We start from the raw sequence: 13,763 nt of genomic DNA on the forward strand, positions 1-13,763 counted from the left end.
GGGGGGAACGGTGGGGGCGGCGGTGGGGTCACCGGAACCGTCGCCGGAGTCACCGAAGGTGGTGAGGAGGGCGACGACGACGCCGACCAGCGCCACGAGCGCGACCAGCGACCACCGGGTGGAGGCACTCACGCGTATTCCCCCAGTCCCACCAGCTCGAGGAGGTGATCACGCTCGGGTCCCGCCACGAGGCGGGCGGCCGCGGCCGGATCGAGCGGGCCGGCCTCGCCCGCGGACGGGCAGTCGTCGGCCAGGACACACGCCCCGCAGGCCGCGGTCCGCGCGTGGCACACCCGGCGGCCGTGGAAGATGATCCGGTGACTGGCGTCGGTCCAGGAGGCCCGGGGCAGCATCTGCGACACCTCGCGCTCGATGCGGACCGCGTCGGTGGCATCGGTCCACTTCCAGCGGTTCACAAGCCGGATGAAGTGAGTGTCGACGGGCAGCCCCGGGATGCCGAAAGCGTTGCCCAGCACCACGTTCGCGGTTTTACGCCCGAATCCCGGGAGGGTGACCAGGTCCTCGAGCCGCTGCGGCACCTCGCCGTCGTACCTCTCCACCAGGGCCGCGCCGAGGCCCTGGATGCTGCGCGCCTTGTTGCGGTAGAAGCCCGTCGGGCGGATGAACTCCTCCAGCTCCTCGCGATCCGATCCCGCGTAGTCCGCGGCCGTCTTGTAGCGGGCGAACAGCGCCGGGGTGACCTCGTTGACGCGCTTGTCCGTGCACTGGGCCGACAGGATGGTGGCGACGGAGAGTTCGAGGGGGGTGGTGAAGTCGAGCTCGCAGTAGACGTGCGGGAACGCCTTCTCGAGAGTGCGCAGCATGCGCCTGGCGCGCCGGGTGCGCCCGAGGTCGGTTTCCACCCCCCTCGCGGCCACCCCTCGTCTGCGGCGCTTCACGGCTGGAGCGGGGTCGGGCATGAGTCCACATTACGGCTCCGCGCGCACACGGCGCCGCGCCGCTCCGGACGGGCACGTGTGCACCCACGCGGTCGGCGGTGGATAATCATGGGCATGCAGGGAATCCTCGTCGTCCTCGTGCCGGTGCTCCTCGCCGGGTTCGCGCTTCTCATGGACCGATTCGAGAACGCGATCCTCGACGAACCCGAGCAGATCGACGCCTGAACCATCCCGCTGACCGCGCGTCGACCACATCTCGACGCGTGAACGACTACAGTGGCTTTCGCCACACGCACGCCATGGCGCGGACGAGCATGTCCCCGCCCGAACGGAGGGTCACAGACTGTGACGATTGATCGCCGCACGGACCAGTCTGCCGACGACGTCCTCACCAGTGCCGGAATCTTCCAGGGTGTGGAGCCCGCGGCGGTCTCCGCTCTGCGTGACGATCTGACCCGCGAGGAGTACTCGAAGGGTGACGTGATCATCCGCGAGGGCGAGCAGGGCGACAGCCTGTACATCGTCACCTCCGGGAAGGTGAAGCTGTCCCGCAAGGCGCCCGACGGCCGCGAGAACCTGCTGTCCATCCTCGGCCCGTCGGACATGTTCGGTGAGCTGTCGATCTTCGACCCGGGTCCGCGGACCTCGTCGGCCGTGTGCGTCACCGACGTCACCGTCCAGGCCATGGACCGCTCCGCCCTCAAGCGGTGGATCGCCGAGCGGCCCGAGATCTCCGACCAGCTGCTGCGCGTGTTGGCCCGCCGCCTGCGCCGCACCAACAACAACCTGGCCGACCTCATCTTCACCGACGTCCCCGGTCGCGTGGCCAAGGCCCTGCTCCAGCTGGCGCAGCGCTTCGGCACGCAGGAGGGCGGCAACATCCGCGTGACGCACGACCTCACGCAGGAGGAGATCGCCCAGCTCGTCGGCGCCTCCCGCGAGACGGTGAACAAGGCGCTGGCCGAGTTCGCGCACCGCGGCTGGCTGCGGCTCGAGGGCAAGAGCGTCATCATCTCGGACACCGAGCGCCTGGCCCGCCGCGCCCGCTGACGCTGGTCGGGCCGGCTCAGCCCCACCCGTCGCGGCCCACCCCGGACCCCATCCGAAATCCGCTACCCGGACTCCGGATCCGCTACCCCGACATGGGTAGCGGATCCCGGGTCGGAGTAGCGGATTTTCTCGATCAAGCAGAGTTCGGGCCGAGCCCGAGTCGTTCCTGCCGCCACATCTCCTCACGGACTCGACGGACGATCGCCCGGGGATCCTGCAGGTCCGCCCACGTCCACCGGATCACCACGTATCCGGCGTCCTCCAACTGGGCCTGCCTGCGCCGCTCGGCAGCCCAGTTCCGGCGGATCTCCTCCGGTTCCGTCCCGTACTTGCCGAAGCCGTCCGCCTCGCCGATCAGGCGCCACTGCGGCCAGAAGAAGTCCACCCGGAACCTCTTGCCTCCGCGCACCGCCAGCCGCACCTGCAGCTCGGGCTCCGGCAGCCCCGCCATCACCAGGATGAGCCGGATCAGCGTCTCCAGCACCGACTCGGCCAGCCCGGAGGTCCGCTCGGGCAGGGCCCGCGCCCGGGAGACGCCCGTTCTCCCCTTCGCCGCCTCGGCCTCCACCTGCAGGTCGAACCGGGTGCAGAGGCCTCGGCGGATGGCCTGGTCCGCCGCGCACACCCCGCTCTCCAACCCGGACGTCCGGGCCACGTCGACGATCGTCCGGGCCGGCGAGGTCACCGGTATGCCGTCGAGCATTTGCACCACCCCGTCGAGCGGCAGGTTCGCGACGATGAGCGCGGAGCTGCGACGACTCCCGCCGCCCGCGCGGTGACGAGTGGCGGTGGGACGATCGAGCACCATCCCGTGGAGCGGTAGCCCGTGCAGGGCCAGCGCCGAGGCGTGGGAGAAGACCGTCCCCGGTTCCACCGCTCGCGCTGCGGCCGCCGTGCGTTCGACGAACACCCGGCGACGCCGCTCATAGGCGGGTTCACCGGGCGATCGGCCGTCCGGGCCGGCGTCGTCCGCGGCGTGAGCGTAGACCCCGGTGCGGACACGTCTGAGCTCGCCGTTCGCGATCAGCCGTGCGATGTCGGCGTGGGTCAGGCCGCCCCTCGCCAGATCGGCGTACGTCGACAGGCGGGTGGGGCGGTTCCGGGCGGGTGTCGAGGTGTTCATGCGGACATCGTCCCGCCGGTGTCGCCACGTCCCGGCGGTTCAGGGCCTCGCGGGCCGGCCTCCTGTGGAGACGCCCGGCCCTGTGGACAACGCGGGTCGACACCCCGGCCCATCACCCCGCCCTCCCCGAGATCCGCTACTCCCACTGGGGATCCGCTACTCCTGTGCGGGTAGCGGATCCGGAGGGCGGGTAGCGGATCCGGGAGGGGGTGGGGCAGGCCGGGCCGGCGCCCCGGGCAGGCCGGCCCGGCTCAGGCCTCCGCGTCAGGGCGGTCGAGGCGGTCGAGGTAGCGCAGCGCCACCGTGGTCGACTGCTCGGCCACCTTGAGCAGGAACGGCGACACGTCGCGGTAGATGTGCTGCGTGATCGCCCCGGCGGAGGCGTCGCGGCCCAGCTCGGCCCGCGCGGCGACGATCTGCTCGAGTCGATCGCGCCGGTGCTGCCCGAGAACCTGGGCGGCACGGCCGGTGTTCTCGACGTCGGGCCCGTGGCCGGGGATGCCGATCACACCGTCGGCCCGCGCGGCGAGCAGATCCATGCTGCCCAGGTAGTCGCCGAGATCGCCGTCGGTCGAGTCGAGCACGGTCGAATCCCTGCCGAGGATCGTGTCACCGAGGACCACGCAGTCCGGCCGGGCGGTGAACCCGGCGCCCGCGGGCCGCACCTCGAGGCTGACCGAATCGGCCGTGTGCCCCGGCGTGCCCACCACGGTGATGTCCAGTCCGGCGGCGTGGATCACCTCGTCGTCGTCGCCGTCCGTCACCAACGGTGCGGCGTCGCGACAGAACCGTTCATCGACGGCCCGGACGGGGGCGGTGGTGAAGGCGCGCAGGTGATCGATGCCGTCGGTGTGGTCACCGTGGCGATGGGTGACGACGACGAGCTCGATCTCCCCCACGATCGCCGCGATCCGCTCGGCGTGCGCGCGGTCGTCGGGCCCGGGATCCACCACCACGCAGGTGGGCGACCCGGGGGCCCGCAGGACGACCGTGTTGGTCCCCTCGAAGGTCATCTCGGAGGGGTTGTCGCAGAGGATGACCCCGGACAGGTCCGTGACGGGCCGGAGCGTCTCGTACGCCGGGAAACTGATCGGGGTCAGTCCTGCAGTCATGGCTAGACCTCGACCTCGACGACCAGCTCGACCTCGACGGGCGCGTCGAGCGGCAGCTCGGAGACGCCGACGGCGGAGCGGGCGTGGACGCCGGCGTCGCCGAAGAGCTCACCGAGGACGTCGGACGCACCGTTGACCACCGCGGGCTGCCCGTGGAAGCCGGGCGCCGAGGCGACGAAGCCGACGACCTTGACGATCTTCACCACGGCGTCGATGCCGACGAGCGCGTCGACGGCGGCCAGCGCGTTGAGTGCGCACGTGCGCGCCAGGTCGGCGGCCTGCTCGGGGTCGACCTCGGCCCCCACCTTGCCGGTGGCGGCCAGCGTGCCGTCGACCATGGGCAGCTGGCCCGAGGTGTAGACGAACGTGCCCGCCCGGACGGCGGGGACGTAGTTGGCGACCGGCGGGACGACCGTCGGCAGCTCCACGCCGAGCTGCTCGAGCTTGCGGCTCCAGTAGCCCCCGGACTCGGGCTCGGGCATCAGAGCCGTCGCTTCATGTAGGCGACATGCTGCTCGCCCGTCGGGCCGGGCAGCACGGAGACCAGCTCCCAGCCGTCGCTCCCCCACTGGTCGAGGATCTGCTTGGTGGCGTGCGTCAGCAGCGGCACGGTGACGTATTCGAACCGGTCTGTTCCGGTGGATTCGCTCATGGGCCCCACTCTAGGTAAGTGACGAGCGTCCCGCGCGCGGTGGTGTGAGCGCTTAGTGTGGGGCCATGCCGTCCACTGAGAACCCAGGTACGCGGTCGACACGGGCGACCATCGCCGATGCGCTGTCCACCGGATGGTCGGACAGCTCCGAGCGGGCCGAGTTGCACTACGTGTCCGGGAAGGGCGGGACGGGCAAGACGACGGTCGCCACCTCGCTCGCGCTGGCCCTCGCCTCGACCGGCAAGCGCGTACTGCTGGTGGAGGTCGAGGAGCGCCAGGGGATCGCCCGGACCTTCGACCGCGAACCGCTGCCGTACAGCGAGGAGCTCGTCGCGCGGGTCGACGGAGGCGGCAAGGTGTTCGCGCTGGCCATCGACATCGAGGCGGCGATGCTCGACTACCTCGACACCTTCTACCGCCTCGGCGTGGTGGGCAAGGTGATGAAGTCGGTGGGCGCCATCGAGTTCGCCACCACCATCGCGCCCGGACTCAAGGACGTGTTGCTCACCGGCAAGATCTACGAGGTCGTCACGCGCGAGCACGCCAAGCGCGAGGTCGTCTATGACGCGGTGGTCGTGGACGCACCGCCCACCGGCCGGATCGGCAAATTCCTCGACGTCACCACCGCGATGGCCGACCTCGCCGGCGGGGGCGGACCCATCCGGCGCCAGGCCGAGGCCGTGTCGGAACTGGTCCACTCGCCGAGGACGGTCGTGCACCTGGTGACGCTGCTGGAGTCCCTGCCCGTGCAGGAGACCCTCGAGGCGATCGACGAGCTCAAGAGCCACGGCCTGCGTGTCGGCCAGGTGATCATCAACCGCGCCGAGACGCGACACCTGGACGACGAGGCGCTCGAGAGGATCGCCGAGGAAGCCATCGACGCCGAGGCGGTGCGCGCCGGCCTGGACGAGACCGGGGTGGAGGTCGACGACGAGGGCTTCGAGGGGCTGCTGGTGCAGGCCATCGAGCACGCCCGCGTCGCCCGCGGGCAACTCCGGGCGGGCGAGACGCTGACGTCGGCGGCCTGCCCCACCCTCGTCCTGCCGGCCCTGCCCCACGGGGTGGAGGTCGCCGACCTGTACGACCTCGCCTCCGCCCTCGTCGACCAGGGAGTGCACTGACATGACACGTCGTCTCGACATCACGGCCATGCTCACCGACCCCGCCACCCGCGTTGTGGTGTGCACCGGCGCCGGCGGCGTGGGCAAGACCACCACCGCCGCCGCGGTCGCGCTGCGGGCCGCCGAACTCGGCCGCGACACGGTCGTGCTGACGATCGACCCGGCCCGCCGCCTCGCGCAGGCCCTCGGGATCGACGAGCTCTCCAACGAGCCCGCGCCCGTCCGGCTGGGACCGGACACACCCGCCGACGCCGGGTCGCTGCACGCGATGATGCTCGACATGCGGCGTACGTTCGACGAGCTCGTCGTGGCCAACACCTCCGAGGAGAACGCCCGCGCCATCCTCGACAACCGCTTCTACAAGACCATGGTCACCTCGTTCGCGGGGACCCAGGAGTACATGGCCATGGAGAAGCTCGGGCAGCTGCTCGACGACTCGGCGTGGGACCTCGTCGTCGTCGACACCCCTCCCTCACGCAACGCCCTGGACTTCCTCGACGCCCCGCGCCGCCTCGGCGCGTTCCTCGACAGCCGGCTCATGCGCCTGCTCTCGACCCCCGGGCGCGGGGTGGGGCGCCTCGTCTCCGGTGCGATGAGCACCGCCATGCGCGGGGTGTCGGCCGTGGTGGGCTCGTCGATGCTCAAGGACGCCTCCGAGGTCGTGGTGGCGCTGGACTCCACGTTCGGCGGCTTCACCACGCGCGCGGCCCGCACCCAGGCGATCCTGCGCCGAAAGGGCACCGAGTTCCTCGTGGTGTCCTCCGCGGAGCGTCCCGCACTGCGCGAGGCCGCCTACTTCGCCGAGCGGCTGGCGGAGGAGCGCATGCCGCTGGCGGGCGTCGTGGTGAACCGGACCCACCCGCGGCTGACCGACCTGAGCGCCGAGCAGGCCTGCGCGGCCGCCGACCGGCTGAGCGGCCGGAACGCGGAGGCCGAGGCGGTCCTGCGCATCCACGCCGACCGGGCCGGCACCGCCAAGCAGGAGCTGCGGCTGCTCGAGTCGTTCACCGACACGCATCCGGACGTGCGGATCGTCGGTGTGCCGTCGCTGCCGTTCGAGATCTCCAACCTCGAGGCGCTTCGCTCGGTGGGCGACCAGCTCTGCGGCTGAGGCGTCGCCGGGCGGACCGATCGGCTCCGGCCGGGATGTGCGAACGCGGCCCGCAGGCGGATGCCGCGGGCCGCGTCGGGAAGCCGGTCGGGGTCTTACGGGCGACGACGCGAGGGGGCGTCGAAGCCCGGGCCGAGCTGACTCAGTAGGCGGCGGAGTGCCGCTCGAGCTGCTGGGCGAAGAAATCGGCCCAGGACCGCACCTCGGGATGCTGCTTGAGCAGGGCACGCCGCTGACGCTCGGTCATCCCGCCCCACACGCCGAACTCGACGCGGTTGTCCAGCGCGTCCGCCCGGCACTGCAGGAGTACGGGGCAGTGGCGGCAGATGGAGGCGGCCTTGCGCTGAGCGGCCCCGCGGACGAACAGCTCGTCGGGATCGATGTCCCTGCAGCGGGCCTGGGCGACCCATTCCTGGCGCCCTTCCCCGATGATGACCTCCTCGGAACCGAGGGGATTGCTTGAGCCGGGGCGGACCCCGTTACCGGAGGAGCGGGTGGTCCCGGGGAGGGTAGCCGTCATCGAAAAACCCCTAGTCTGTGTGAAGGCGTGGGCGGGTTCACCGCACACGCCTCCGGCCTTCTGAGCCCGCCCGGCGCGGCGGGCCCACTGTGTACGCGATGCGCCCGCACCGGGGTCGGAGGAGTGCGACCCCATCTCGGTCCGGAACGTCCCGCGTTCCCCCATATTGTTACCGCAGTCACACAACAGAAGTAAAGAGTTGACACCGGAACCCCGCTCACGGGGTGGTCCGGCGATGTCTGTCACGTACTCTGGGCGCGTGTCGGCTATGAGTTCGCTGGGAAAGCTGGTCGCGACCTGTGTGGCGGCCGGGGTGGTGGCGGCGGGCTCGCTGTTCCCCATCGCGGGCGCGGCCGGTCTCGCGTCCAACAAGATGGCCGACTCCCTGGCCGAGACGTCCGCCGATCTCATCAAGGGCGACCTGCCCTCGATCTCGACGGTCACGGACGCCGGCGGACAGCCCATCGCGTGGCTCTACGACCAGCAGCGTGTGCTGGTGCCCAGCGAGGAGATCTCGCCGCAGATGAAGCTCGCGATCATCGCCATCGAGGACCGACGATTCGCGGACCACAACGGCGTCGACTGGCGGGGCACCATCCGGGCGGCCCTGACCAACGCCACCTCCGGAGAGGTCGAGCAGGGCGCGTCGACCATCGACCAGCAGTTGGTCAAGAACTACCAGTTCCTCGTCTCCGCCGAGAACGACGCGGAACGTCGTGCCGCCGTGGAGACCACCCCCGCCCGCAAGATCAAAGAGATCCGGATGGCGCTGACCCTCGACGGGGAGCTGAGCAAGGACGAGATCCTCACCAAGTACCTCAATCTGGTCTCGTTCGGCAACGGCGCGTTCGGCGTCCAGACGGCCGCCCAGACGTACTTCGGGGTCGACGCCGCGGACCTGACGGTCCCGCAGGCGGCGATGCTCGCGGGCATGGTGCAGTCCACCAGCCGGTTCAACCCGTTCACCAATCCCGAGGACACCAAGCAGCGCCGCGACACGGTGATCGACACGATGGTCCAGACCGGTGCGATCACCCCCGCCGAGGGCGAGCAGTACATGGCCGAGCCCCTCGGGGTGCTCGAGCGGCCCAACTCCCTGCCGCGAGGGTGCATCACCGCAGGCGACAGCGGGTTCTTCTGCGACTACGTGCTGCAGTACCTCGACGAGAACGGGCTCAGCCGCGAGATGGTCGAGCAGGGCGGCTACACGATCCGCACCACCCTGGACACGACCGTGCAGGACAACGTCCAGCGCGCCGTCGACACCTACGGCAACCCCACCGCACAGGGTGTGGCCGAGGTGATGAGCGTCGTCCGCCCCGGCAAGGACTCCCACAAGGTCGTCGCGATGGCCTCCAGCCGCCAGTACGGCCTCGAACTGGGCGACAGCCAGACCGTCCAACCGCAGCCGTTCTCGCTGGTCGGCGACGGCGCGGGCTCGGTGTTCAAGGTCTTCACCGTGGCCGCCGCGATGGAGAAGGGCATGGGCACCAACACCTCCCTGCCGGTGCCGCGCCGCGTCCAGGTGGCGGGCCTGGGCTCCGGCGGCGCCGCGGGCTGCCCGGCCGGCCAGTACTGCGTGGAGAACGCCGGCTCGTATCCGGCGTCCCTGCGGGTGCCCGATGCCCTGGCCCAGTCCCCCAACACCACGTTCGTCAACCTCATCAAGGACGTCGGCGTGGCCCCGACCGTCGACATGGCCGTCCGGCTGGGCTTGCGCTCGTACGACCGCAAGGGCACCGCGGCCGGAGGCGACTCGATCAGCGGGTTCATCAAGAAGAACAACCTCGGGTCGTTCACCCTCGGGCCCACCGCCGTCAACGCGCTGGAACTGTCCAACGTCGGTGCCACCCTCGCGTCCGGCGGCGTGTGGTGCCCTCCCAGCCCCATCGAGTCGATCACCGACCGGACCGGAAAGCCCGTCGAGCTGAACGAACCGCAGTGTGAGCAGGTGGTCGAGGAGGGGCTCGCCAACACCCTCGCCGTCGCCATGTCCAAGGACTCCGTCGGCGCCGGCACCGCCGCGGGTGCCGCGGCGGGCGCGGGCTGGAACCGCCCCATGTCCGGCAAGACCGGTACCACCGAGGCCAACCGCTCCTCGGCGTTCCTCGGCTTCACCAACCACTACGCCGCGGCCGTCTACGCCTTCAACGACGGCACCACCACCACCGAGCTGTGCACCAGCCCGCTGCGCCAGTGCTCCTACGGCAACCTCTTCGGCGGCCTCGAGCCGGCGCAGACCTGGTTCTCGGCCTTCTCCCCCATCGCTGACGTCTACGGCCCGGTCCAGTTGCCCGCGCCCGACCCCGCCTACGAGGCCGGGACCAGTGGCGAGAGCACCCCGGACGTGGAGGGCATGAGCCAGTCCGCCGCCACCTCCCTGCTCACCAACGCGGGCTTCACCGTCAACACCCAGTTCGTCTCCGGCACCGGCCGCCCGTACGGCACGGTCATCGGCCTGGACGGCGGCACCGGCATCCCCGGCTCCCAGGTGACCCTGCGCGTGTCCGACGGATCGGGCGGGGGCGGCGGGACCTCCGGCGCCTCGGGTCAGGGTGCCACCGGACCCGGCGCCGCGGTCGGCGACCAGCCCCTCGTCCTCAACGTGCCCGGCCTGGCACCCATCACCATCTCGCCGCCGCGGTAGACGCGCCACACGCGGGCTCGCTCCCGGTGGCCACACGCAGGCTCGCTCCCGGCGGCGACCCCGCGTGGCGTCGGTAGTCTGGGAAGATGCGTCGTCCCCCACGGAAGAACCAGGCTTCGCCGACCGCCCCCGCCCGTGCGGCCGCCGTCCTCGCCGGCGCCGCCGTGGCCGGGACCGTCTACGCCAGCGGCTGGGAGCGCAACGCCTTCACGCTGCGCCGCCACACCCTGCCCCTGCTCGACCCGGGCTCCGAGCCACTGTCCATCCTCCACATCTCGGACCTGCACATGATGCCGGGCCAGAGGCGTAAGCAGCAGTTCGTCTCCTCGCTGGCCGAGCTGCGGCCGGACATGGTGGTCAACACCGGCGACAACCTCTCGAGTGACCGCGCCGTGCCCTCGGTGGTCCAGGCACTCGGCCCGTTGCTCGACCGACCCGGCGCCTTCGTGTTCGGCTCCAACGACTACTTCGCGCCCGTGCCCAAGAACCCCCTGTCCTACATCGGACTCGGCGCCAAGAAGCACTCCGCCGTGCCCCTGCCGTGGCGTGACCTCAAGGCCGCCTTCACCGAGCGCGGCTGGGTCGACGCCACCCACCGCCGCGCCGAGATCGCGGTGGACGGGCGGCGCGTGCTGGTGGCCGGCGTCGACGACCCCCACATCGGCCGCGACCGCTACGACGAGATCGCCGGACCCGCCGGGCCGGCGTTCGATCTGCGGCTCGGGCTGCTCCACTCGCCCGAGCCGCGCGTGCTCGACCGGTTCGACGCCGACGGGTACGACCTGGCGATGGCCGGACACACCCACGGTGGCCAGCTCTGCCTGCCCACCGGCGCGATCATCACCAACTGCGGCATCGACCGCTCGCGGGCCCAGGGCCTCTCCGCGTGGGGCCGGGACCTGGTCCTGCATGTGTCCGCCGGCCTCGGAACCTCCCCGTATGTACCGATCCGGACGTTCTGCCGGCCGGAGGCCACCCTGCTCGAACTGGTCGCCGTCCCCGGGGGTGGGGACGGCGGATCCGAGGTCCCGGTAACCCCGCAGCGGGAGACGGTGCCCCTGCCCGCCTGACCCGGTTTCGCGATTCCGGCCACGGGGCGCTACAGTAATCCTCGTTGTCGACCGGGGTGTGGCGCAGCTTGGTAGCGCGCTTCGTTCGGGACGAAGAGGCCGTGGGTTCAAATCCCGCCACCCCGACAATGGGAGGGCCCGGATCACGTCAGTGGTCCGGGCCCTCAGCTCATTTCCGGCCGCGCGGCGGCGGCCTACCGGTGCACAGCGCGGACGACACTCCGTATTCTCGTGGCATGACCTCCGAGACCGACGTCCAGAACGCCGCCACTTCCGGGGATTCCGCGCCCGGGAACGGCGCGCCGGTGCACCCCAATTTCGGCCGCATCACCACCACCGGCGCGGGGGACGCGGTCCTCTCGGCAGCCCTGCAGAAGGTGCTCGACGGGACCTGGGCGGACACGCGCGAGTTCACCCGCGACTCCATGACCCCGGACATGCTCAACCCGATCGGGCTGACCATGGAGGAGCACCGGGACCACGTCCTCGCCCAGCTCCAGCGCCTGTCCGACTCAGGGATGCCCAAGCTCGGCTTCCGCGAGGAGGACGGCGGCACCGGCGACACGGGCGGCGCGCTCACGTCGTTCGAGATGCTCGGCCACCTCGACCTGTCGCTGATGGTCAAGGCCGGCGTCCAGTGGGGCCTGTTCGGTGGCGCGATCGCCAATCTGGGCAACGCCGAGACGCGTGCGAAGTACCTACCCGACGTCATGTCCCTGGACCTGCTGGGCTGCTTCGCCATGACCGAGATCGGCGGCGGTTCGGACGTGCAGAACCTGGAGACCACGGCCACGTACGACCGGGAGACCGGCGAGTTCGTCATCGACACGCCCACCCCCAGTGCCGAGAAGGCCTACATCGGCAACGCGGCCCGCGACGGCCGGATGGCCGCCGTGTTCGCTCAGCTCATCACCCACGAGGACGGCGAGGAGCTGCGTCACGGCGTGCACTGCCTGCTCGTGCCGATCCGGGACGAGCAGGGCAACGACCTGCCGGGCGTGAGCACCACCGACCACGGCCACAAGGGTGGCCTGCTGGGTGTGGACAACGGCCGCATCTGGTTCTCAGGCGTGCGGGTGCCGCGCGAGGCGCTGCTCGACCGCTTCGGCGCCGTCGACGAGAACGGCACGTACTCCTCCCCGATCGAGTCGGTGGGCGCCAGGTTCTTCACCATGCTCGGCACGCTCATCCGCGGCCGGGTGTCCGTGGGCGCGGCCTCCGGCGCGGCGGCCCGCACGGCGCTGGCGATGGCCGTGCGGTACTCGCTGGTCCGTCGCCAGTTCGACCACCCGGAGACCGGCAAGGGCATCCCGCTGCTCGAGTACCGCGAGCACCAGCGCCGCCTCATGCCGCGGGTCGCCCGCGCGTTCGCCTACGCGTGCGCCCAGAACGCGATCATCGCCGAGCTCGACGAGTTCGAGCGCAACCCGGAGGCGTTCGACGAGGTCAAGCGGCGTGAGATGGAGACCCACGCCGCGGGCATCAAGGCCACGGTCACCGCGTTCGCCAACGACACCATCGTCGAGGCCCGTCTCGCCTGTGGCGGCGCGGGGTACATGGCGGAGAACCGGATCACCGAACTGCGCAAGGACTGCGACGTCTTCTCGACCTTCGAGGGCGACAACGTGGTGCTCACGCAGCTCGTCGGCAAGGAGCTGCTCACCGCCTACGCGTCCGAGTTCGGGAACATGGACCAGCGCGAGACGGTGGCGTTCGCGCTGGGCACCGCCGTGGACGTGGTGCAGGAGAAGGCCCGCGCCTCGACCCTGTGGCAGAAGCTCGTCGACGCGGTGACCGACCGTGAGCACACCGATCTGCTCGACCGCGGCAACCAGCTCGAGCTGCTCGTCGACCGCGAGGAGCACCTGCTGGAGACGGTCGCCCGCCGGCTGCGCAAGGCGCAGGGCGAGGACGGTTCGGCTGCGTTCAAGGTGTTCAACTCGGCGCAGGACCACCTCCTGCAGGCCGGCCGCGCACACATGGACAGCTGGGTGTTCGCCCGCTTCGCCGAGGCCGTGGACGCCTGCGAGGACCCGGAGGCCAAGGAGGTTCTGGGGATGCTGTGCGACCTGTACGTGCTGGACATCGTCGACGCCGACAAGGGCTGGTTCCTCGAGCACAACCGTCTCACCACCGAGCGCACCAAGGCGGCCACGGCAGCCCGTAACCGCCTGTGCACGAAGCTCGCCGGTCGCGCTCGGACGCTGGTGGACGCGTTCGCGATCCCCGAGTTCGTGTTCGACGTGCCCATGCTCACCGACGGCGGCGTGGACACGCTGACCGATGAGCCGGCGGACGAGCACGAGGTCGCTGGTCTGGCCGACTGACCTCGCGCGCCCCCTTCATCGAGAAGAGCGTTCCGCACACCTTTCCCGAGAGGGAGGTGCGCGGAACGCTCTTCTCGTTGCGGCGGGCCCGGGGCCGCCTCGGCGCGGGACCTACCGGCGGGCCCGGGGCC

Annotated in this window: 12 protein-coding genes and 1 tRNA gene; 7 read left to right on the top strand and 6 right to left on the bottom strand. The window is 71.0% G+C overall.

Features of this window, described 5'->3' with window-relative positions; genetic code table 11:
• Window positions 1-128: 128 nt before the first annotated feature.
• Entirely contained in the window at window positions 129-920 is a 792-nt protein-coding gene (gene nth, locus HMPREF3086_RS14320) for an endonuclease III (protein ID WP_061227532.1), read from the bottom strand.
• Between the two features lie 324 nt (window positions 921-1,244).
• On the opposite strand from nth, the gene HMPREF3086_RS14325 reads away from it, so the two are divergent.
• Window positions 1,245-1,949 (top strand): Crp/Fnr family transcriptional regulator, encoded by a 705-nt coding sequence (locus tag HMPREF3086_RS14325; protein WP_007629917.1) that lies wholly within the window; start codon window positions 1,245-1,247, stop codon window positions 1,947-1,949.
• Between the two features lie 133 nt (window positions 1,950-2,082).
• Here the strand turns inward: HMPREF3086_RS14325 and HMPREF3086_RS14330 are convergent, their stop codons facing one another.
• The 4 genes from HMPREF3086_RS14330 to HMPREF3086_RS18615 all read right to left on the bottom strand — a co-directional run bounded on the left by HMPREF3086_RS14330 (window position 2,083) and on the right by HMPREF3086_RS18615 (window position 4,836).
• Window positions 2,083-3,072, bottom strand: coding sequence for a type IV toxin-antitoxin system AbiEi family antitoxin domain-containing protein (locus HMPREF3086_RS14330; RefSeq protein ID WP_061227533.1), 990 nt, complete (start codon window positions 3,070-3,072; stop codon window positions 2,083-2,085).
• 251 nt (window positions 3,073-3,323) lie between these two features.
• On the bottom strand, window positions 3,324-4,184 hold the full coding sequence (locus HMPREF3086_RS14335) for an MBL fold metallo-hydrolase (protein WP_063935392.1): 861 nt from the start codon (window positions 4,182-4,184) through the stop codon (window positions 3,324-3,326).
• 2 nt (window positions 4,185-4,186) lie between these two features.
• Window positions 4,187-4,666 (bottom strand): RidA family protein, encoded by a 480-nt coding sequence (locus HMPREF3086_RS14340; protein ID WP_061227535.1) that lies wholly within the window; start codon window positions 4,664-4,666, stop codon window positions 4,187-4,189.
• A complete protein-coding gene (locus HMPREF3086_RS18615) occupies window positions 4,666-4,836 on the bottom strand; it encodes a DUF4177 domain-containing protein (RefSeq protein ID WP_007629907.1) in 171 nt (56 codons plus the stop codon). The genes HMPREF3086_RS14340 and HMPREF3086_RS18615 overlap by 1 nt, the downstream gene beginning before the upstream one ends.
• Window positions 4,837-4,901: 65 nt before the next feature.
• Here HMPREF3086_RS18615 and HMPREF3086_RS14345 point away from each other — a divergent pair, with 65 nt between their 5' ends.
• A complete protein-coding gene (locus HMPREF3086_RS14345) occupies window positions 4,902-5,957 on the top strand; it encodes an ATPase BagA (RefSeq protein WP_109148459.1) in 1,056 nt (351 codons plus the stop codon).
• Window position 5,958: 1 nt separating this feature from the next.
• The gene (locus tag HMPREF3086_RS14350) at window positions 5,959-7,068 is read left to right on the top strand and encodes an ArsA family ATPase (RefSeq protein WP_061914140.1); all 1,110 of its coding nucleotides are present in this window, start codon (window positions 5,959-5,961) and stop codon (window positions 7,066-7,068) included.
• Between the two features lie 142 nt (window positions 7,069-7,210).
• Here the strand turns inward: HMPREF3086_RS14350 and HMPREF3086_RS14355 are convergent, their stop codons facing one another.
• A complete protein-coding gene (locus HMPREF3086_RS14355) occupies window positions 7,211-7,588 on the bottom strand; it encodes a WhiB family transcriptional regulator (protein WP_061914138.1) in 378 nt (125 codons plus the stop codon).
• A 268-nt stretch (window positions 7,589-7,856) separates the two neighbouring features.
• Between HMPREF3086_RS14355 and HMPREF3086_RS14360 the strand changes: the two genes are divergently transcribed.
• From HMPREF3086_RS14360 to HMPREF3086_RS14375, 4 genes are all read left to right on the top strand, one after another.
• Entirely contained in the window at window positions 7,857-10,235 is a 2,379-nt protein-coding gene (locus tag HMPREF3086_RS14360) for a transglycosylase domain-containing protein (protein WP_061914136.1), read from the top strand.
• Between the two features lie 86 nt (window positions 10,236-10,321).
• Window positions 10,322-11,305 carry a metallophosphoesterase gene (locus tag HMPREF3086_RS14365; RefSeq protein ID WP_070722548.1) on the top strand — a complete coding sequence of 328 codons (984 nt, stop codon included), beginning with the start codon at window positions 10,322-10,324 and terminating at the stop codon, window positions 11,303-11,305.
• A 52-nt stretch (window positions 11,306-11,357) separates the two neighbouring features.
• Window positions 11,358-11,431 (top strand) — tRNA-Pro (locus tag HMPREF3086_RS14370).
• Between the two features lie 110 nt (window positions 11,432-11,541).
• Window positions 11,542-13,632 (top strand): acyl-CoA dehydrogenase family protein, encoded by a 2,091-nt coding sequence (locus HMPREF3086_RS14375; protein WP_070722550.1) that lies wholly within the window; start codon window positions 11,542-11,544, stop codon window positions 13,630-13,632.
• Window positions 13,633-13,763: the final 131 nt, after the last annotated feature.

Origin of the sequence: Dietzia sp. HMSC21D01, from assembly GCF_001815995.1 — a bacterium.
GTDB classification, from domain to species: Bacteria; Actinomycetota; Actinomycetes; order Mycobacteriales; family Mycobacteriaceae; genus Dietzia; species Dietzia cinnamea.